This is a genomic window from Ruegeria lacuscaerulensis (assembly GCF_013034685.1).
Taxonomy (GTDB): domain Bacteria; phylum Pseudomonadota; class Alphaproteobacteria; order Rhodobacterales; family Rhodobacteraceae; genus Ruegeria; species Ruegeria lacuscaerulensis_B.
This window is the reverse complement of record NZ_WQGO01000002.1, coordinates 300,142-319,479: the sequence shown is the minus strand read 5'-3', so window position 1 is coordinate 319,479 and position 19,338 is coordinate 300,142. Positions and strand designations below refer to the sequence as shown.

Below are 19,338 nucleotides of genomic sequence, written 5' to 3'. Positions count from 1 at the left end.
GCAAGAACAATGAGAATCTCACTCGAGGCAATTGAGTCGTTTGCGATCCTGTGTAAGGTCAAGTCCTATTCGAAGACGGCTAAAGAGCTGGGTCGATCTCAGCCAGCCATAAGCAACAGGATCCGATCGCTTGAAACTCTGGTCGGGGTCAACTTATTTGAAAATGGTGACCCCAATCTAGCGTTGACGGAAAGCGGCCGCGAACGTCTGGATTGCAGCGAGAAAATACTGCAAAACATACATCGCATACGGAACATCTCAGACAGTAGAGGCAGCCAGCCTGTTCGCATCGCGTTTTTGTCAACGATCGAAGCTTTCCTGAATCCCTACAATTTATTTCACACGGCCCCCGATATCGCCCGGTCCTCGTTATTTATAGAAATGCAAAACTATGATGACCTCGAAGATCAAATTCGTTTCATCGAGGGGAATGTCGCGTATTCGGTCGTTCGGGACGAAAACTTGCCGTCACTCCGGAAAAGCTGGCCATTCACTATGCGCTGGATCGCCAGCTCTGATTTTCCATTAGAGAATTTCGGGGGCAGCACTCAGCTTCCGATAGTAGAGCTTTCTGAATTTGTTAGGTTTTCCAATGTCTTTTATTCAAAACTCGAATCCTTGGGCGTCGGATATAAGGTCGTATGCCGCGCGGCGGGCATCAACTCTTATCTGAATGCGATTTCTGCCGGTCTTGGCATCGGTTGCATCGGCGATTTGTTCGTCGTGCAAAAGATGAAATCCAGAAACCTGCGCTTTCTTGATAAAAGTTTAGGAGATTTTGGGCGACTCCATTTGGGTCGGTTCAACGTTGGAGATCTTTCCTACGACGCCGCAAAAGCGACGGGTATTTTTGATAAAGCAATCGACAATCAAAACCGGGTAATGCGGGAGTTTTTGTCTTCGATTTGAGCTGAAGTGTCCCAATCGGATTGGAAAGGACCTTCTCGCAGGATTGTGTTTCACACTTTTCACCGGTGACCTTGAAGTACATCTTTCGAACAAGCTGAATGCAAAGGCCGTTTTCAAGGCGGCATTGCCCTTATGTGCGCAAAATAAACACAAAATGACCACTTCACCGCCAACCCAGAAAAACTGGACAATCGTAGCACCTGATTGCTTAGCACCGGCATCGTTGAAGCGTAGGATTTTTCAACATCGAAAGCGCCTTAAAGTTCAAGGCACAGACGAAAGAATGTCGGTATTACATCGACGGGTTCCAAGTAGCGGCCACCTAACTTCGAACGCAAATCAAAAGTCCGTTCCGCGCAGATTGCCAAATCTAGGCTTGGGTCGACGTTAACCTATGGCGTATTGTGCCACTTTACCCTCGTCCCATTCCAAACCCATTCCCGGGCGATCGGGCGGGGTTACTTTGCCGTTGACCACTTCGTATGGGTCCTTGAGGATTGGATTCGCCCAATCGACCCACTCCAACCAATGCGCGCCCGGATCCGCACACATCAGATGCGTGCTAACCTCAGGGAAAAGATGCGACGACACCGGCCATCCTGCGGCGCGTGCAAGGCTTGAGGCCTCGAGCCAACCTGTTACCCCACCGATTTTCATGGCGTCTATCATGACCAAATCAAGCGCCCCCGCGCTTGTCGCTCGCGCCATGTCACCCGGCCCCCAATGGTTCTCACCCCCTTGAATAGGAATGGTAGAAACTGCGCGCAGTTCGGCCAGCCCATCATAATTGTCGAACGCAATCGGCTCTTCTATCCATCCCAACTTCTTCCCGGCCAAGACGGTTAGCCGCTGTTTTGCCTCAGCTACTGACAGCCCCTGGTTATAGTCAGTCACAATTGTCGTCGCCTCGCCGACCGCGGTCCGCACCTCGTCCAACACAGCCAGATCAGTGTCTACGTCGGGATAACCCAGCCGAACTTTCAAGGCTGAGAATCCGCCCTCTGCCAACAAGTCCCGGGCCTCGCCCGCAACCCTACCGGGTCCAATCAAGCCCATTCCATTCGAGTTGTAAGCGGAAAGAGCTTTCGCAGCGCCGCCCAGAACCTGATACAACGGTCTGCCAATAGACTGCCCAACAGCGTCCCACGCTGCCATGTCTATCCCGGCTATGGCCATCAGTGTAACCCCCTCGGTCCCCAGCAGTTTGAACTGCCCCAAGAGGCGCGTGTGCAGTCCACGCGGTTCCGCAGGAGTTCCTTCCACTACCGGCGCCAGATCGCGCAATAGAGCCGCCGTGGCTTTTAAGGCAATCGGAGAATACGTGAACAGGTAACTGCGGCCAACGGACCCATCACTTCGTTCGAGATCAATCAGCACCAAAGGGGCCATCGTAACCTGCCCGGTCATCACAACGACAGGGCGTCGCAATGGAACCAATACAGGGCAGATCTTCAGCTTTGTGATGGTGATTTCTGACACAACAACCAAGCCTTTCTTTTGCAGATTTAGAAGGCCACAGCGACCAGTTCTTTCGTTCACCAAAACCTACGCACAGAGCCGCTTCATCGCAATCACTGACCCCGAGCCTTAAACCTGTTCCTCAAACGCTCCGGGTTCCAATTCATCCCAGAACGCAAAGATAGCAGTCGCGTTCAATCCGGATCGCCATCCATGCGCGCGAAAATGCTCGCGATCCAGATCATCTGACAAGCCCGATAGAAAGAGCCTTTTATCTGCGTCGCGTTGCGTGGGGTTTCGCCGCGAAACCAAATCTTCAACCACCGACAGTTTCCGCGCCCGTTCCGTGCGCTCGGCCGCGCGACTTTCATATGCCTGATCTTCTTGTGCCTGATCAGCCTTTCGCTTCCGAGCGGCCTCCAAAATCTCGGGGCTGGGATCGGAAGGTACGGGCTTATCCGGAACTTTGTAGTCATCGCGCAAAGCCGCAGACAGATACCCTATCGTCGACTTTACGCCCTGTTGCCGTTCATTCATGTAATCCAGTTTTTGCTGAACATAGTCCTCACCATGTTCGGCGATCCATTGTCGGGCCAACCGATCCGCGACCCCCTGTTTACGCAGTTTTTTGTAAACCGGAAGATTACGGACCCCATCGCCGTCATCAATTTGGAACATGGCCATCTGCGGATTTTCCCGGATCAGAAACCGAATATCCGTGACCGCCCTGCCCTTTTTGCGAAACTCTGGTTCAATCACGATGTCCGAGCTTTTGTTCACCTCAGCCACTGCTGGCTTTATGATCTTGGCGTTCAAATGCTTGAAGCTGCCGTAATAGTCGCTGCCATCCACGCCCATCAGTTTGCGAAATACATCCAGCGCCCACCATCCCGTCGACCCGGTGCGTACAAAACGGTAGCAATTTTCATATAAGGCCAAGCCATGGCCTGAGCTGAAATTACGTTGGATATGTACATTGATCAGTGCATAGATCTTCGGATCGAACAGCTTTTGCGCCAACGCCGGAGAGTAAGCGTATTCGCAGATACCATTCTTGAGTTTGGCAAAACTCAAAAGCGACGAAACACCCCATTCCTGCCGCCCTTCTTCATCCAGCATGTCCCATTCGGCCACCGTCTCGGCAAGGGCGCGCAAGCTGGATCTGAGTGTGTCAAAATCGTTGGAATTATATCCGACCATCATGGCCAGCGTCCGCGCATCAATCGTGTGGGTCGCAGCTGATGTCAAAGTGTCGTAGGCATTTAGCAGCAATACATTTGACAGTTTACGCTGCAACAATGTGAGCTTGCCGCTGATATGAATAGCGGCAACGTTCTTTTTCACGGTCTCACGCCGCAGCGCGCCCGTGAGAGTATCCATATTGACCTGTGTCTCTGGCATTTTCCTGCCTGACTGCTCGTTTGCGTTATTCTGTCACGAAAGGTACCTTGATTTCAATTCTTATTGGGTGCCCAAATACAGGATGAGATACGTCCTGTAGACAGGTACCTTACTAGGTTGAACGGCGTGTCTTTCAGAGTTGATCTAAGGAATAGGACAACAGCGATCATCACGTGACGCTGAAACTAGGGGCTAAACGGCAATAATAGACTCCTTTTTCAGCCATTTGTGACGTCCCGAGAATCGGCGCTCTTGTTCCCGAGAACGGCAACCTTTCATCCCGCATTTGGGTTCCATTGATCCCGTATACAGGTACCCAACAGCCTGAATTCGGGTACCAAGTTGCATCTACCATGTTGATAATAAGTAATATTACAGCTGCAAAGTTTCTAAATACCCTAAAGAATCAAAACTATTTGTCGCTGCTTTTTCCTCGAATCCTACAGGTTTCGCAGCGAAACTGATTCCACAACCGCCTAAAACCCGAATAATTTTCAAACAAGGATAGCCCAAGAACAGAATGTACGTTAGATTGATGAATATACGCTGATAAGGCGAACATTTTCTGAGGCACCGACAGTGAACAAACCTGCACAACCTAGCCTGCCCCCCTATCTGAATCTTGATCCAGAGGCTGCGGCTGTCCGATTACCGGATCCTATTGGGACTCAGCGATTCGCGAAAGCTGCCGCTTTTTGCGCCAAAGGTCGTGATGATCTTGCCCGTCGTGGATACGCGCCCGATGGTGAAAAACGCTTGCGACGGTTTTCCACATGGGAAATCACCAAATACCTTATCCCGGTCGCTCCCGCCCATCTCCGGCGTGTGCTCAAGGCCAATCCAGAACTTCCTCAGGGCGAGGGAGAGGGCGGGTCCAAGTGGTTCACGTTGGAAGAAGTGCTGGCCCTACGCAAGTTCTTTGCCAGCGAAGGGGTCAGCACGAAAGAATACCTACCCTATCGTCCCGAAGGTCTGCCCGCCAAGGTGGTTTCGGTGGCGAACTTCAAGGGTGGTGTTGGTAAAACCAGCACCGCCGCGCATCTGGCCATGTCAGCCGCGTTGGACGGCTACAAAGTCCTGGTGATCGACTTGGATAGCCAAGGTTCGATGACTTCGATTTTGGGCGGCAATGTTGCAGATGAATGGCAAACCGTGTTTCCGCTGATCGCCAAGGACTATGCGCGTGCTGTTCAGCAGGAAAACCAGGTTCGTGCCGCAGCAGAGCAGCCGGAAATTCAGCTGGATGAAACGTTGCGAGAGGCGCTGACCACTCAGCCGCATGACGTCATCCAGAAAACGCATTGGCCCAATATTGACCTGATCGGTGCGCAGTTGAACCTTTACTGGGCCGAATTTCAGATTCCCGTCTGGCGTATGGGATTGCGCAGTTGGCCTCTGTGGGATGGATTGACCAACTTTTTGAACGATGACGGTGTTCTGGATGCGTATGACGTCATCTTTCTGGACACACCCCCTGCCCTTGGCTACCTGACCATCAATGCGCTGGCCGCGGCCGATATCTTGCTGGTGCCGCTTGGGGCGTCTTTTCTGGAGTTTGATTCAACCGGCCGGTTCTTTGACATGCTGTATTCGACATTCGCCAGTATCGAAGATGGCGAAAACACAGCCCACCGCGCTGCTGGATTGCCTGAGATGAAGTTCGAATGGGACGTGGTCCGCGCGATCATTACGCGGTTTGATGCGAGCCAACAGACCGATATGGCCAATGTGATTCAGGCCTATTTCGGCGATTTCATGAACGCTTATCGCCAGGATTATACCGCTCTGGTCGGACAGGCCGGCGAGCAAGTGAATGGAATCTACGAAGCGGATTACCGTGAATTCAACCGAGAAACATATGTCCGCGGACGCGAGACATTCGACAGAACCTATGCCGAGTTCAAAGAGCTTTTGATCGGATGCTGGTGGCGGGACGCTCAGATGGAGGAGCAGGCAGATGGCTAAGCGCAGAAGATTGACCGCACCGGACGCCACCGCGTTGCAGGAGATGGAGGAAGGTTTCGCCGCGAAACCGCAATCCAATCCGTTTGAGACCAACTCACTGACGCCCCCAATTGCACAGGTTGCGGCCGAGGCCGCAGCCCTCTCGGGCATGGCCGCTGTCACGGATCGCGCTGCCTTGGCTCAGGATCAGGGCGATGCCGAGCGTTGGCGCTTGGCGCAAAGTGACGGGTTGGTTGCACATAAGGTTGCTCTGGATGAGGTCGAGCCCGACTACATTCGGCGCGATCGACTGGACATCAACGAAGAGGAAATGGCGGAGTTGATCGAGTCCATCCGCGCGCATGGTCTTCGCACACCGATCGAAGTCACCGGGCTTGAGGACGGGTACGGGTTGATCTCGGGGTATCGGCGGTTTGAAGCGTTTCGGCGTTTGGCTGCGACGGATTCGAATTTTGCAGAGATCCCTGCATTCATCCGCGATGCCGGAGCGGGGCAGGGTGCTTATGTCTCGATGGTGGAAGAAAATGAGTTGCGCTCGAACCTAAGCCACTATGAGCGGGGGCGTATTGCGGTGTTGGCTGCAGGGCAAGGTGTGTTCGACTCGGTTGAAGACGCGGTCAATGCCTTGTTCTCGACTGCGTCCAAAGCCAAGAGATCTAAGGTTCGCAGCTTTGCGGTAGTGCATGAGGCCCTGGGCGACCTGCTTCAGTTTCCGACGGAGTTGACGGAGAAAGCGGGCCTCCAATTGGCGGCAGGATTGCGCAACGGTGCTCAGGCGCGATTCCGTGAGGCGCTAGACGGGGCCGAGGTACTGGATGCCCGATCGGAATGGAAGCTTCTGGAGCAGGCGGCAAAGGACGCGCCCGTGCAGCCTGTCATCAAGTCCCGAGGGGGACGTCCGCAACAGGTCGAACGCATTGATCCTGTGGCCTTGGCAAATGGAGGTTCGTTAAGCGCCGAGGTCGCACCGGGCGAGGTGCGTATCCGGGTAGAAGGGCGAAGCCTGGATCGTGAGGCCGTTGAAGTGCTGCTGCGTCAGCTTGCAGATCACATCGGTTAGTTTCGCTGCGAAACCCGCGTTTCAACGCTCGTTTGAAGCGATGTCTAGGGTGTCGGGTTTGTCTTGGGTGGGGCAGGGAAGGATTCTTGAGTGTGGTGTCAATGTGTGCTTCATTTGAATTGATCAAACTACTGGCAGGGCAGGGCTTATGACCCGACGGTGTAGTGACATCGACTTTGTTCACAGAAATCACCAGTAGAAAGTAGTGCGCAAAAAGATTTATTAATGAGCATTAAGTTCCAGAGATGCTGGAATACAGGACTATGCCGGAGAGCCTGACTGACGCGGGACGGTTCCTTCGCTCAGACAGAATGAAATCGAGGTTTTCTCTTGCTTTGCTGACCGCTCGATAGAGAAACATCCATTTTTCACAAATAAGGATTTTTGTCTCGTCTATACGCCATGAGCGAACTCAGACCCACTTTTGACAGCGGGCCCGTTCCGCGACCGGAGGTGCGAATATGATGATCCAACTGTTCTAGGTCGCGCGATCCACCTATACCCCTCGCTTGGGCATGATCTTTTCCTGATCGCGCTACGACGCGCCGTATCGCAGTTAGAAATAGACTCAGAGCAAGATCATATCCTTTGGATGAGGCACGTCCTTGGACGAGCCGGCTAACACCTGGCGACCACTGTTCTGGGAGTTTACTCGCCGGATCTTCGAACAGATCAGCGGGCAGACTACAGAGTTTGTGACAGAGCCGTTTACCTCGAATCTGTTGCAAATACCATTTCCGACATGCGGACTCGGTGTGTCAAAAGCTAAGCCCTTTTCGTAGCGCAAATTCTGAATTTAGTTCTCAAACCGCAAAGCAATGTTTTTTTGCGTTGCCACGCTTTGGCAAGTCAGAATCAGCCCCTTTGCAATGTCACCGTCGTCAAGCGCGATCCGGTTCCGCATATGGACGGCGCCTTCGGTCAGGTGGGCGATGCAGGCCCCGCAAACACCGGACTGGCAACTGAACGGCGGGTTTATTCCTGCTGATCGCGCAGCTTCGAGTATGGTCTGGCCCGCAGCAACCGGCAACTCATTCGACCTGCCGTTCATCTCAATTCGAGCCGTCGCCTCGATGCCGGGTACACTCATGTCGCTTTCACTATCTCCGCCGAAGCTTTCAAAGTGGATGCGGCTGTCCGGAACGTCCAGATTTTGCAGTGACGCCCGTACTTCTGCGTTCATGCGACCGGGGCCGCAAATCCAGTACTGAGCATCTTGGGCGACGGGAGGTGTTTCGGAAATTGCAGCCAAAATGGCATCAGTACCTACCCGCCCCGTACGCCAGGGGCTGAGCCAACTAAGTAAAGTAGGGCGTGACAACACATGGCGCACAGTAAAACGCTGCGGGAATTGCGCTTGAATCTGATCCAGTTCATCCTTGAAAAGAATGCCGCTTGCTTCCGTGTTGCCAAAGACCAGATGCGCAACCGAATGGGGTTCATCGGCCAAAACGGCATTGATCATCGCATAAAGAGGCGTGATGCCGCTGCCTCCACCGAAGAAATAATGCGTGCGCCGTTTCAAAGGCCCGGGCTGCAGCTTGAAATGTCCGAATGGCGGCATGACATCGACGGCGTCGCCAACCTTCAGGGTGTCACCCACGTGGTTCGAGACAATCCCATCTTTCACACGTTTCACGGTAATGCGCAGCGCAACCCCGGGTGGGTTCGAGATAGTATAGCTTCGCCTTTGCTCTTGCTCGTCCAGCTGAAACCTGACCGTCAAATGCTGACCGGCTGTCCATTGAAACAGATCGGTCGCGGAAGATGGAACATCAAAGGTGACGCTGGTAGCGGCCCCCCCAATCTCTTTGCGGATTTCTGACACAGTCAGAGAATGAAAGTCACGTTGCATCGGGAAATCCAATCATCGGTAGTCGCAAGTTGTCGTCAAAGACCGGATCACCGTTCCACCCAAGTAGGTTTCAAAGACAAATTCATCTGTCTGACGCATCTTTCCAGCATATCCCTGCCATTCATAATCCACCTGGCTCACGGCAGTGACGTAGCGGGTATCTTCCTCGGATCGCGCAGTTATCTGAAGTTCAGATCGTGCGGTTTCCGAGTGCCCCTCCAAAGCCTTGGTGAAGTCGGTTTCCTCCGCATCGGCGCTATCAGAGATCCGATATGAAAAACAATCATCCTGCTGACCCGGCCCGTATTTAAGTACGACCCGGTGCGTGGCCTCAGGGTGCCAGTTGTCCCATGTGGCCAACAGGCTCTGTTCGTCCTGGGCCTGCAAAATACGCGCAGCCATGTCCTCGGGGGCCTCCGACTGTGCTGTTAGCACCAGAGCCGAAGCGACTGCAACGCCGATCAGGGTGGCTTGGATGGATTTCATGATCCGTTTCCACATCGTTCAGTCGTCTTGCATGAAGGCCAGCACGGCTTTCTGGTGCTGCGTGATCGGGCTTTCGCCAACACCGGCAGGACCGATTTCAAGGTATGGACTTTTCAGAGACTTCTGCTGTTGTTCGCAGGCATAGATATCCTCGGTCGTGAAATCTCCGGATGCCATTGGGTCATCGTCACCAGCCGCATCATCACCGTGGTACTTTGCGCCGCCGAAATCCTTCCAGAAGCCCCAGCTTTTCCACTGTTGTTTCTGAAACGCCCAGTCCGAAACATTCGCCAGCTTTGTGCGATTTTCGATACGCGTCAGATCAGGCGCCAGAGGCGTGATGATGAACAAGTTCCAGCTTTCTTCGCTGGCCCCGATGCCGATACCCGGAAAGAGCATTGGAACCCATGCCCCGACATGCGGTTCAGGTATTGTACGCGGCATTGGCAAGTTGGCTTCGTGGTCCTTGGCGTATTCTGCTGATGGGGGCTCCCAAAAGTGGTAGTGCGGCCCCTTCCAACCGTATTCCGCCTTTGCATGGTCATACATGTGCAGCGTGTTCGAATGCAGATGGCTTAGGTGGTAGACGTCGACGTAGTTCTCAACAACGATCTTCCAGTTGGCCTTGATCTCATAGCTGTTTCTGCCATCAACATATTCGACCAACGCCTCGGGTTTGTGAGGGCCGAGAAAAGGATCGACCTCGCCGAACCACTTCGCCAAAGTCGGCGCGTCCGGGTCGGGATGCACAAACATCATGCCGCGCCAAACATCGACGCTTGCAGGCTTTAACCCAAGACAGGTCTTGTCGACACCGTTCGGAAACTCGGACGCCTCGTCAGGAACCGAGATCAGGTTGCCTTCCAGGTCATAGGTCCAGTCATGATACGGGCAGGTCAGCGCCTTTTGCGTTTTTCCAACTGCGCGGATCAGTTGGGTGCCCCGATGACGGCAAATATTGTGAAAAGCGCGCAGACGGTGATCACGACCCATGACAATGAACAGGTTGTTCAGGCCTGCCTGAACGGAAATGTAATGCCCCGGGCCCTCGACATCCTCGACCAATCCCGCGAACCGCCAGGTGCGCGAAAAGATTTGCCGCTGTTCCCGATCGAACCAGTCCTGAGAGGTATAAGCCGAGACCGGCAGGTGGTGGTACATTTTGGTCATGTCAATTCCTCAGGCAAGCAGGTGGGCGTATTGCGGAAACAGGCTGGCGGCGATCATCATCAGTCCCGACAAAGCCCACAGGCAAACTATGGCCCAGTAGAGCAAAGGGTCGTCATCTCGGTTGATCTCGAAGACCAGAAAGGCTTGCCGGTTCAGAACGGTTGGGACGATCCACCAAACAAAAAGCAGCCCCCATACCCAGTAGAGCTCTAAGACGGTGGCGATCAGCAGGATAGGCAAAGCAATGTAATTCGCCGTTCTGGCATGGCTCATGGCGTTGCCTCCAGAGTGGAGGCCAGCAAAGAGGCCGCCAGTTTCAATTCCGCACGCCAGACTTTGGGTGGGTCCAGCCGCGACAGGGCGTCCATACTGACAAAGATTGCAGAAATTCCCTGAGTCACGGCGCGAATGTGTGTATCTGGCGCGTTAGGGGTGGCACGCCTTAGGATATCCTCGACCACATCGAAAAACTCCGTAAGGCTGTCCATCAGATCTTGCCTCAGATCCGGACGATTCGGAACCGCGACCACCAATGCCTGATAGGCCAGCATCAACCGTGGATCGGTCCCGCTATCGTCGGCAAACAGTGCGTCTACAAGGTCAGACGGCGTTGCTCCGCCTGGCAGCGCCTGTCGGAGCCCTTCCAGCGACTCAGAAAAACCTGCAACAACGTAGCCGGCCAAGGCGGTTACCATTTCGTCCTTGTTTCCAAGGTAGTGACGCAGAAGCGGTCGTTTCACGCCAGCCATCTCGGCGATCCGCTCTTGCGTCGCACCGTTAAGCCCGAACCGCGCCACACATGTGAGATATGCGTCCAGAATTTCCTGAGATCTTTGGTCTTTTAACGAAGGTCGCGGCATATTGGCCCTATAAATTGTCAGTGATGACAAATAACTATGCTCGATAGTTTGTCAATGGTGACAATTTAACTTCTTCGTCTCAGGAAGGGTCGCAGTTTTTCGGTTGATACAAGGGAGGCGAGGCTAAGCGTGTGAGGCTTGCCTTCCACCAATCTCCGCATCGCGTCGGGGTCCAAGGGCAACGACTTCAGAATGCTGCCGGCCACTTAAACTTCTGCCTGGCTTCTATTCATTGGAACCTAGCGACAATGACCAAAAAAACCTTTGCGAACAACAAGCCTTAAGTCTTAAGCCGATGGTGAAGCATCTGCGGAAATGAGGTTCGCGACTGGAACAATCTGTGCGGTTATTTGATCTCTAAGCTGAGTGAGAGTCATCTCATCCTGTTTGATGAATTCGATAAACGCCTGATTTAATGCACTGAAGACAAGCGCGCCCAAATCTGTTGCCACCAGGTTTCGGCGAACTTTTCCTCGATCCTGCAGAACCGCAATCAATTCGGTTACTTGCGCCACCAACCGACGATCCTGTTCCGCATAGCGCCGACCGCTTGGCGTGTTGGGGTGTTCAATAGAATGGGCAATCGCCGTGCGCCACATTTCCTTTGAGAGGTATTCAAGCGAGTGATCGTAATACTGGAAAATCAACGCCAGTATCGCATCATCAACGCGCTGCGGAGGGTCGGTCAGGATGGGCGCGCCTGCGGCGATGACCTCTTCGACTTCCATCGCAACAGTTGCAATCAGAATGTCGCCCTTGGTTTCATAGTAGTTGTAAACTGTGCCGACAGACACTTCGGCCATTTCTGCCAATTCTTCGATTTTCACGGATCTATACCCGTGCGACCGGAATTTTATGGATGCAGCTTCGAGGATGCGACGCTCGCGCGCTGCTTTTTGCCGCTCTCTTAATCCTGCCATTTGGAAAAATGACCTCGTGTAGCACAAATCCAAATTTAGAGTTGACTAAAAAGATGAGGCTGTTCAAGTTTTTTCGAACAGACCCACTCAAAAACCGGGCGACCCACAATCAACAGGAGATGAGGAATGCAAACCGGACGTAAAATCCTTGGTGTGTCGGCACTGGCCCTGATGGCTGGCAATGCCTGGGCCGAAGGCGAACTGAATGCGCTGGTGTGGTGTGACCATACCGATCCCGAACTGATCGCTCCGTTTGAGGCGAAGCATAACGTCAAGGTCAATCTGCGGGAATACGAGGGAACGGGGGCGGCACTTGCACTGCTGGAGCAATCCAGGCCCGGCGACTGGGACGTGCTTGTGGTCGACGGGATCGATGTGTTCCGCGCAGTCGAGGCCGGTGTTCTGGCCCCGCTGCCCGAGGGCGCGGTCTCGACTGCGGATTACTTCCCCGAAGTTGTCATGGTCGAAAATAACACAGTTGACGGCGTGACCTATGCCGTGACCGAGAAATTTGGCTACAACACGATCTCGTACAACTCGGCCAAGGTCGATCCCGCTGATATGGAAAGCCTGAGCACTGTCTGGTCCGAGAAATACGACGGGCGGATTTCGATCTATGACTACTACCTGCCCGTGATGGGGCTGGCCGCCATTGCCGAAGGCATTGCAACGGACGCAATTGGCGCGGGAGATTTGGCAAAGATCGATGGTGTCCTTTCAACCATGCGAAGCCGAGCTGCCTCGGTCGCGGGGGTGGTTGCGGCGCAAACAGCACTGGCGACAGGCGAAGTAGATATCGTTGTGGGTGGGGGTGAGTGGCTGACGGCCGTGCTCGCCTCGGAACAGCCGGAACTGACATGGACCATCCCCAAGGAGGGCGCGGTTCGCTGGGCGCAATCCATCGGCGTGGTCGAGGGGGCCAGTAACCCCGATCTGGCGGTTGAGTTCATCAAGTACATCACCAGCCCCGAAGGGCAGGCCCGTCTGGCGACGTCTTCGTGCTTTTGGGGAATGCCCGCAAATGCCAAGGCCGGAGACGTTCTGACCGACGCACAAAAAGACATCCTGCGCTGGGATCAACAGCCTGACTATCTGGCGTTGACACAGCTTTACCCTGCGCCGGATGCAGATCTGGACATCGAAATGCAGGATCTGTGGCTGGAAACTCTGCAGCAGTGAACATGTCCAAGGACCAGGTCCGCGGCTGGGGCTTTGTAACCCCGGCCCTGCTGTGGACCATCGCCTTTTTCATCGTGCCTTTCGTTGTGATGGGCGCGATGAGCCTTGCTTCGCTTGAAGGGCGAACGCTTGTTTGGGATCTGTCACTGGCCAACTACGCCGAGCTGCTTGAAAAGAAATATCTATGGCGGGCGATCCTGGTTTCGCTGGAAATCACACTGACGGTGACGGTGATCTCGGTCGTGCTGGCTTATCCGCTGGCCTGGATCATTGCCTTTCGTGTGTCACCGCGCTGGCAGCGATTGGCCTTGCTGCTGGCGATCCTGCCGTTCTGGACATCTTACGTGGTGCGATCTTATGCGTGGCTGCTGGTACTGGCGCGTGAGGGTGTGGTGAACGAAACGCTGATGTGGATCGGAGCCATCGCCGAGCCGATCACGCTGGCCAATACGCGCTTTGCGACGGTGACGGGCTTTGTGCATTTCTTTGTGATGCTTCTGACCCTGACGATCTATGCCAACCTGATCCAGCTGTCCCCGAACTATCGCCGGGCGGCAATGGACCTCGGCGCTAACGCGTTTCAAACCTTCCGGCACGTGATCTTGCCGTTGACTCTGCCCGGTATCGTCACCGGAGCATTCTTGACCTTTGTCCTGTGTATCGGCGACTACGTCACGCCGCAGATTCTGGGCGGCAACACCGAACTGACCGTGCCACAGGTCATCATGGTGCAACTGGGACGGCGTGCGGATTTCCCGCTGGCTTCGGCGCTGGCCATTGTCTTGATGAGCATCGTCGCGCTGGCCTATCTGCTGTCAGCCCGCTGGTTAAGGCTTGACCGGTTATGATGCGCTTTCTGCCCTGGGCGTACCTGATCGCCGCTTTTGTCTTTATCTACCTTCCGGTGGGCGTGCTGGTCCTGTTCTCGTTTCAGGAAGGATCGCTGCCTGTGCCACCGTTCAACGGGCCGTCCCTGCAATGGTACCAGACCATTCTTGGGGACGAGGATTTGATGGCAGCGCTGCGCAATTCGATCCTTGTCGCGTTCGGGTCGTCTGCGGTTGCCGTGGCGCTTGGGTTTCTGGCGGCATACGGGCTTGCGCGGCACGTTCTGCCGGGATCGGCCCTGATCCGAGGACTGCTGATCGCCCCCCTGACGGTCAGCTACCTGATCGTCGGGCTGGGCCTGCTGATCGTTCTGACGCGCTCGGGCTTTGGCGTTTCGCTTTGGACCGCAGCCATCGGGCATGTGGTCATCAACTTGCCGCTGGCTTTCGCCATCATCTATGCCTCGATGGGAGCGCAACAGCAAAACGCCGAACGCGCCGCCCGTGATCTGGGCGCGTCCGAGCCCAAGGTGATCGTGTTGGTGACAATACCGATGTTACTGCCCTCGATTGCGGCAGCCTTTTTCTTGTCGGTCACACTGAGCTGGGATGAGTTTATTATCTCCTTCCTTCTGACCCGTTTTGACGTCACCTTGCCGGTTGAAATCTGGTCGCTGCTCAGGTCGGGCCTGTCGCCGCAACTGAACGCAATCGGCAGCTTTGTCTTCTTGATTTCAGTTGCGGTTGTGCTGCTGCTGGAACTCACCATCTTTCGGAAAGGCCGCCAATGACCGCGTCTGTCACGTTTTCGGGTCTCAATCACTGGTTCGGTCAGTTTCAGGCGCTGTCCGGGATCGACCTGCAGATCGAGGCCGGTGAATACGTGACTTTGCTGGGCCCGTCCGGCTGCGGTAAGACCACTCTTTTGTCGATCCTAGGGGGGTTTCTTGAGCCTACCCAGGGCCGCGTCCTGATCGGCGGTCAGGACATGACCCGTGTAGCGCCGGTCAAACGTCCCACGACCACGGTGTTTCAGGATTATGCCCTGTTTCCGCACATGTCCTTGCGCGACAATGTTGGCTTTGGCCTGCGTATGAGCGGTATGGGTCGGAAAGACCGCCACGCACGCGCCGAACAGATGCTGGATCTGGTTGGTCTGAAGGATGTGGCGCTCAAACGTCCTCATGCCTTGTCCGGTGGGCAGCGACAGCGCGTCGCCCTAGCGCGGGCCCTGGCGGTCAATCCGGACGTTCTGCTGCTGGACGAACCGCTGGGCGCGCTGGACCTCAAGCTGCGGCGATCCATGCAGGATGAGTTGAAAAGCATTCAGCAACAGATCGGCACAACCTTTGTCCACGTCACCCATGATCAGGAGGAAGCAATGGCGATTGCCGACCGGATCGTGGTCATGAGCCGGGGCCGGATCGAAGATCACGGTACCCCGGACCGGGTCTACCGCTATCCGGCAACCCTGTTCACGGCGGATTTCATGGGCGAAAATAACCACATTTCAGGTGTGAAATCCGGGGCGGGTGTAGAAACACCGTTTGGACTTTTGCCGGCCCAGAACGCCCCGGCCTCGGCCAAAGCCGCAATCTGTTTGCGCCCCGAGGATATCCGCGCCGACGATCAAGGCTCGTTCCCGATGGGGCAGGCCACGGTGACTGCGGCGGCGTTTTTCGGAACCTATTGCCGGGCGCACCTGTCGCCGGCCTGTGCCCCGGACCTGAGCCTGACGGCCTATCTGGCCCCTGACCGCCCTTGGGCGCAGGGCGATGTGGTATCGGTGTCCGCAGATGTCGAGAATTTTCGCCTGTTCGAACCGGAGACCCCCTGATGCAACGCGCGCAACCGCAGGATTGGTACCGCACAACCCGCAAAGGTGAAGACGTTACCCTGATCGATGAGCCTTTCATCACGCCTTTCTATCGCTGCAACATGTGGCATGTACGTGGGCGCGACCGCGATATGCTGGTCGACAGCGGCATGGGCGTTGTGTCGCTGCGAAAATGGGTGCCTCTGGTGACCGAACGTGCGTTGACGGCGGTTGCAAGCCACACCCATTTCGACCATATCGGTTGTCATCATGAGTTTGAGGACCGCGCGGTCCACAGGGCCGAAGCCGATATTCTGGCCAACCCGACGCGCGTGGCGACGCTGGCCGATCCTTATGTGACGGACGAGATTTTCGACAGTCTTCCGCCCTTGCCCTACCGATCCGACACGTATGCGGTCAGCGGCGCGCAGGCGACGCGGCTGCTGGACGATGGCGATATTGTCGATCTTGGGGACAGGCACTTCGAGGTGATCCATACACCGGGTCATTCACCGGGCGGAATTGCCTTGTGGGAGGCCGCGACGGGCATCCTGTTCTCGGGCGATATTGTCTATGATGGCGAGTTGATCGAAGACACCTATCACAGCAATGCTCAGGACTATTACCGCTCGATGGTGCGCTTGTATGATTTGCCGGTGGAAACCGTGCATGGGGGTCACTTTCCCAGCTATGGCCGGGATCGCCACCGCGCAATCATTCGCGCGTGGTTGGAAGGAAAGAACACGGCGCCATGACTGGCCTGCCCACCAGGATGAAAGCGGCGATCAGTACGGGGCCGGGTGCGCCGCTGGTCGTGACCGAGGTACCAGTGCCCATAGCAGGTCAGGGTCAGGTTCTGGTCAAACTGGAAAGCTGTGGGATTTGCCACAGCGATCTGCATCTGCGTGATGAAACGTTACCCAACGACGCTTATCCCAGAGTGTTTGGGCATGAAGGGATAGGGCGCGTTGTGGCTGTGGGTGCAGGTACTTTCAAGGCTCCGACTATTGGCGCGCGTGTCGGGTTGCCATGGCTTTACGACACCTGCCTTGCCTGCAAACCTTGCCGATCCGGGCTTGAGAACTATTGCCCAACGCAACAAGCGCGGGGCGTTGAACAGGATGGGGCTTTTGCAGAATATGCGGTGCTTGAGGCCCGCTTTGCCTGCGAAATCCCCGATCAGATCGACCCCATCACAGGCGCACCGCTGCTGTGCGCAGGGCTTACTGCATGGAGCGCGCTGAAACGCTCCAAGCTTGAGGCAGGCCAAAATGTTCTGATCATCGGGGCAGGGGGTTTGGGGCAATACGCTGTCCTGATCGCCAAAGCCCGTGGCGCGCGGGTGATCGTCGTGGATCAGGACCCTGCCAAGTTGCAGACGGCGCAAAACCTGGGGGCGGACTTGGGTATCCTTGCCGGTCCCGAAGCAGGCGCGGCTGTACGGCAGGCCGGAGGTGCCGATGTGACGCTGAACTTTGCGCCAACCCCTCGGGTCTGGCAGACAATCAAGGACGCTGTGAACCCGCTGAGCGATATTGTGGCTGTGGCTCTAGTGGATGATCCGGTTGATCTGTCGATGCTGTGGCTGATCGACGGGGGGCACAGGGTTTACGGTTCCTCTGTTGGGACACGGCAGGATTTGTTGGACTTTCTGAACTTTGCGGCGCAAAACCCTTTGGCAGTGAATGTTGAAACTGTACCGTTGGATCAGGTAAACCATGCGCTGGATCGGCTGCAAGCGGGGGATGTAGCCGGCCGTTTGTGCGTGGATTTCAGTCTGTAGCCAAGTATGTCACGACCCCGTTGCAGATCGTTGCCGCAATGGCAGTGTCGCCTGCGTTGCTGTCCGTTAGCATCCGGTCCAGCACCACTATATCAGCCAGCAAGCCGGGCGCCAGACGCCCAAAATGATCATCGCGGCGGCAGGCATAGGCCCCTTCGCTGGTATAGGCGGCAAGGGTGTCTTCAAAACTCAGACGCTCGTCCTTTTGATCGGCGTCCCAGACCTGCCGGGTCAAGGCGATGTCGATCCCGGTCAAAGGTGGCAGGGCTGCAATCGGCCAATCGCTTGAAAAACAGACACGCGCGCCCGTCTCTTTAAGAGTCCGCCACGTATAGGCGTCGGGCCATTGGTCCCTGCCGATGATCGAGGCCAGAGGCTCCAGCGGGAAATCCCCGCACCCCGGCGGATGCGGCGGCATGAACGAGGCGACCACATCAAGCGCGGCAAAGCGGGGCCGGTCTGCAGGGTCTAGCAACTCGATATGTTCTATCCGGTGCCGATTGCCCTGCGGGCCGTTGGCAGAGCGGGCGGCCTCATAACCATCCAACACCGCGCGTACGGCCCCATCCCCAATGGCATGAACCGCGATCTGGAACCCGCGCTTGTCCAGTTCCACCGCCAGATCGGAAAATCGGGCCGGGTCATGCAGCGGCGCACTTTTGTGGCCGGGTGTATCGGGGTAGTCCCGCACCCGGTATCCGGTGTGCGCATCCAGCGTGCCGTCCATGAAAAATTTGACCCGGTTGCACCACAGCATCGGGCTGTCCAGCTTACGCCGCATCTGCTCGGCAATCTTGATGTTTTCGACGGGTTCGCCGGGCGTGAAGTGATAGGGCAGCTCAAGCCGGCAACACAGATCGCCCTCGGCCTCGATCTCTTGTAGAAGACTGGCCTGATAAAGGTTGCCGTCCATATTGATGATCGTCGTGATACCGTGCTGGGCGCAGTATTGCAGCCCTTCGCGCATCAATGCCTTGTCGGTCTCGCGCTGAGCTTGCGTCACTTCTTGGGCCGGTTCGACCCCCTCCAGCCCCAGAACCTCGCGCCCACCATGGCGGCCAAGCGCCTGTATCGTGGCAACGGCCGGAGGCTCAATCAGCGTGCCAGTGGCGATCCCGTCCGGGTCCAATTCAATATGCGAACCCGGTCCCAGATCGCGCCCCCGTAGCACATCAGCAGCCTGTAGCGCCGCGGTATTTGCCCAGCCGTTGTGAAAATCCGCGCTTTGCAGCAACAGCGGGCGATCGGGGCATATCGCGTCAAGAATATGCCGGTCCGGATTTTGGCCACCGTCAAAACTCGCATAGGCCAGACCCTGTGCCACAAGCAAGTTGTCATCAGGGTTTTGTGCGGCAAATTCCTGAATGGCGCGGGTCAGTGCTGCAGTGCCCGTGATCGCCTCAAGCCGCAATACCTTCAGGGAATAGGCGCCGAAAAACAGATGCATATGGCTTTCGACAAAGCCCGGCAGAACCGTTGCGCCCTCGGCGTCGACGACCCGAGTGTCGACGGTACATAATGCCTTGATCTCTTCCGTTGATCCAACCGCTGCGACCCGATCCCCCGACACGAATATCGCCTGCTGTCGCGGGCCACCGGGCTCCATCGTGCGCAGATCGGCATTCACGATTGCAAGCGAAGAGGTCATG

19 protein-coding genes are annotated in these 19,338 nt (G+C 55.8%); 9 read left to right on the top strand and 10 right to left on the bottom strand.

Annotated features, from left to right (window positions below; genetic code table 11):
• Positions 1-9: 9 nt before the first annotated feature.
• On the top strand, positions 10-909 hold the full coding sequence (locus GOV80_RS05880; RefSeq protein ID WP_170783230.1) for a LysR family transcriptional regulator: 900 nt from the start codon (positions 10-12) through the stop codon (positions 907-909).
• A gap of 387 nt (positions 910-1,296) precedes the next feature.
• Here the strand turns inward: GOV80_RS05880 and GOV80_RS05875 are convergent, their stop codons facing one another.
• Together GOV80_RS05875 and GOV80_RS05870 are read right to left on the bottom strand one after the other, a co-directional pair.
• The gene (locus GOV80_RS05875) at positions 1,297-2,448 is read right to left on the bottom strand and encodes an enolase C-terminal domain-like protein (protein ID WP_214647962.1); all 1,152 of its coding nucleotides are present in this window, start codon (positions 2,446-2,448) and stop codon (positions 1,297-1,299) included.
• Between the two features lie 48 nt (positions 2,449-2,496).
• Positions 2,497-3,768, bottom strand: a complete 1,272-nt coding sequence (locus GOV80_RS05870) for a replication initiation protein (RefSeq protein WP_170783229.1) — start codon at positions 3,766-3,768, stop codon at positions 2,497-2,499.
• Between the two features lie 579 nt (positions 3,769-4,347).
• On the opposite strand from GOV80_RS05870, the gene GOV80_RS05865 reads away from it, so the two are divergent.
• Together GOV80_RS05865 and GOV80_RS05860 are read left to right on the top strand one after the other, a co-directional pair.
• On the top strand, positions 4,348-5,733 hold the full coding sequence (locus GOV80_RS05865; protein WP_170783228.1) for an AAA family ATPase: 1,386 nt from the start codon (positions 4,348-4,350) through the stop codon (positions 5,731-5,733).
• Entirely contained in the window at positions 5,726-6,793 is a 1,068-nt protein-coding gene (locus GOV80_RS05860; protein WP_170783227.1) for a ParB/RepB/Spo0J family partition protein, read from the top strand. Before GOV80_RS05865 ends, GOV80_RS05860 begins: the two co-directional genes overlap by 8 nt.
• A gap of 232 nt (positions 6,794-7,025) precedes the next feature.
• Here GOV80_RS05860 and GOV80_RS22720 read toward each other — a convergent pair whose 3' ends face one another.
• The 7 genes from GOV80_RS22720 to GOV80_RS05825 form a co-directional block, all read right to left on the bottom strand.
• Positions 7,026-7,190, bottom strand: coding sequence for a DDE-type integrase/transposase/recombinase (locus GOV80_RS22720; protein ID WP_170771759.1), 165 nt, complete (start codon positions 7,188-7,190; stop codon positions 7,026-7,028).
• A 399-nt stretch (positions 7,191-7,589) separates the two neighbouring features.
• Positions 7,590-8,648: a ferredoxin--NADP reductase gene (locus GOV80_RS05850; RefSeq protein ID WP_170783226.1), complete on the bottom strand. Its 1,059-nt coding sequence runs from the start codon at positions 8,646-8,648 to the stop codon at positions 7,590-7,592.
• A 12-nt stretch (positions 8,649-8,660) separates the two neighbouring features.
• Complete coding sequence (locus GOV80_RS05845) at positions 8,661-9,134, bottom strand: hypothetical protein (RefSeq protein WP_170783225.1); 474 nt, start codon at positions 9,132-9,134, stop codon at positions 8,661-8,663.
• 18 nt (positions 9,135-9,152) lie between these two features.
• Positions 9,153-10,304 (bottom strand): aromatic ring-hydroxylating oxygenase subunit alpha, encoded by a 1,152-nt coding sequence (locus tag GOV80_RS05840; RefSeq protein WP_170783224.1) that lies wholly within the window; start codon positions 10,302-10,304, stop codon positions 9,153-9,155.
• Positions 10,305-10,313: 9 nt separating this feature from the next.
• Positions 10,314-10,577: a hypothetical protein gene (locus tag GOV80_RS05835; protein WP_170771751.1), complete on the bottom strand. Its 264-nt coding sequence runs from the start codon at positions 10,575-10,577 to the stop codon at positions 10,314-10,316.
• Positions 10,574-11,164, bottom strand: a complete 591-nt coding sequence (locus GOV80_RS05830) for a TetR/AcrR family transcriptional regulator (RefSeq protein WP_170783223.1) — start codon at positions 11,162-11,164, stop codon at positions 10,574-10,576. Before GOV80_RS05830 ends, GOV80_RS05835 begins: the two co-directional genes overlap by 4 nt.
• A gap of 287 nt (positions 11,165-11,451) precedes the next feature.
• Positions 11,452-12,084, bottom strand: coding sequence for a TetR/AcrR family transcriptional regulator (locus GOV80_RS05825; RefSeq protein WP_170771747.1), 633 nt, complete (start codon positions 12,082-12,084; stop codon positions 11,452-11,454).
• Between the two features lie 126 nt (positions 12,085-12,210).
• Here GOV80_RS05825 and GOV80_RS05820 point away from each other — a divergent pair, with 126 nt between their 5' ends.
• The 6 genes from GOV80_RS05820 to GOV80_RS05795 are packed head-to-tail and all read left to right on the top strand — an operon-like array spanning position 12,211 to position 17,689.
• Positions 12,211-13,263 (top strand): extracellular solute-binding protein, encoded by a 1,053-nt coding sequence (locus GOV80_RS05820; protein WP_170771745.1) that lies wholly within the window; start codon positions 12,211-12,213, stop codon positions 13,261-13,263.
• A gap of 2 nt (positions 13,264-13,265) precedes the next feature.
• Positions 13,266-14,111, top strand: a complete 846-nt coding sequence (locus GOV80_RS05815; protein ID WP_170783222.1) for an ABC transporter permease — start codon at positions 13,266-13,268, stop codon at positions 14,109-14,111.
• Positions 14,108-14,881 (top strand): ABC transporter permease, encoded by a 774-nt coding sequence (locus GOV80_RS05810; RefSeq protein WP_170755823.1) that lies wholly within the window; start codon positions 14,108-14,110, stop codon positions 14,879-14,881. The genes GOV80_RS05815 and GOV80_RS05810 overlap by 4 nt, the downstream gene beginning before the upstream one ends.
• Complete coding sequence (locus tag GOV80_RS22715; RefSeq protein WP_170783221.1) at positions 14,878-15,927, top strand: ABC transporter ATP-binding protein; 1,050 nt, start codon at positions 14,878-14,880, stop codon at positions 15,925-15,927. The genes GOV80_RS05810 and GOV80_RS22715 overlap by 4 nt, the downstream gene beginning before the upstream one ends.
• Positions 15,927-16,661 (top strand): MBL fold metallo-hydrolase, encoded by a 735-nt coding sequence (locus tag GOV80_RS05800; protein WP_170783220.1) that lies wholly within the window; start codon positions 15,927-15,929, stop codon positions 16,659-16,661. Before GOV80_RS22715 ends, GOV80_RS05800 begins: the two co-directional genes overlap by 1 nt.
• Positions 16,658-17,689, top strand: a complete 1,032-nt coding sequence (locus GOV80_RS05795) for an alcohol dehydrogenase catalytic domain-containing protein (protein WP_170771737.1) — start codon at positions 16,658-16,660, stop codon at positions 17,687-17,689. The genes GOV80_RS05800 and GOV80_RS05795 overlap by 4 nt, the downstream gene beginning before the upstream one ends.
• Here the strand turns inward: GOV80_RS05795 and GOV80_RS05790 are convergent.
• Positions 17,679-19,337, bottom strand: coding sequence for an amidohydrolase (locus tag GOV80_RS05790; RefSeq protein WP_170783219.1), 1,659 nt, complete (start codon positions 19,335-19,337; stop codon positions 17,679-17,681). The two genes, GOV80_RS05795 and GOV80_RS05790, sit on opposite strands and share 11 nt — an antisense overlap.
• Position 19,338 lies beyond the last annotated feature (1 nt).

Coding starts and splice junctions, on each gene's coding strand:
- GOV80_RS05880 (WP_170783230.1), top strand. CDS start 10: ATGAGAATCTCACTCGAGGCAATTGAGTCGTTTGCGATCCTGTGTAAG.
- GOV80_RS05790 (WP_170783219.1), bottom strand. CDS start 19,337: ATGACCTCTTCGCTTGCAATCGTGAATGCCGATCTGCGCACGATGGAG.
- GOV80_RS05815 (WP_170783222.1), top strand. CDS start 13,266: ATGTCCAAGGACCAGGTCCGCGGCTGGGGCTTTGTAACCCCGGCCCTG.
- GOV80_RS05810 (WP_170755823.1), top strand. CDS start 14,108: ATGATGCGCTTTCTGCCCTGGGCGTACCTGATCGCCGCTTTTGTCTTT.
- GOV80_RS05845 (WP_170783225.1), bottom strand. CDS start 9,134: ATGAAATCCATCCAAGCCACCCTGATCGGCGTTGCAGTCGCTTCGGCT.
- GOV80_RS05870 (WP_170783229.1), bottom strand. CDS start 3,768: ATGCCAGAGACACAGGTCAATATGGATACTCTCACGGGCGCGCTGCGG.
- GOV80_RS05825 (WP_170771747.1), bottom strand. CDS start 12,084: ATGGCAGGATTAAGAGAGCGGCAAAAAGCAGCGCGCGAGCGTCGCATC.
- GOV80_RS05830 (WP_170783223.1), bottom strand. CDS start 11,164: ATGCCGCGACCTTCGTTAAAAGACCAAAGATCTCAGGAAATTCTGGAC.
- GOV80_RS05795 (WP_170771737.1), top strand. CDS start 16,658: ATGACTGGCCTGCCCACCAGGATGAAAGCGGCGATCAGTACGGGGCCG.
- GOV80_RS05800 (WP_170783220.1), top strand. CDS start 15,927: ATGCAACGCGCGCAACCGCAGGATTGGTACCGCACAACCCGCAAAGGT.
- GOV80_RS05850 (WP_170783226.1), bottom strand. CDS start 8,648: ATGCAACGTGACTTTCATTCTCTGACTGTGTCAGAAATCCGCAAAGAG.
- GOV80_RS05835 (WP_170771751.1), bottom strand. CDS start 10,577: ATGAGCCATGCCAGAACGGCGAATTACATTGCTTTGCCTATCCTGCTG.
- GOV80_RS22715 (WP_170783221.1), top strand. CDS start 14,878: ATGACCGCGTCTGTCACGTTTTCGGGTCTCAATCACTGGTTCGGTCAG.
- GOV80_RS05840 (WP_170783224.1), bottom strand. CDS start 10,304: ATGACCAAAATGTACCACCACCTGCCGGTCTCGGCTTATACCTCTCAG.
- GOV80_RS05820 (WP_170771745.1), top strand. CDS start 12,211: ATGCAAACCGGACGTAAAATCCTTGGTGTGTCGGCACTGGCCCTGATG.
- GOV80_RS05860 (WP_170783227.1), top strand. CDS start 5,726: ATGGCTAAGCGCAGAAGATTGACCGCACCGGACGCCACCGCGTTGCAG.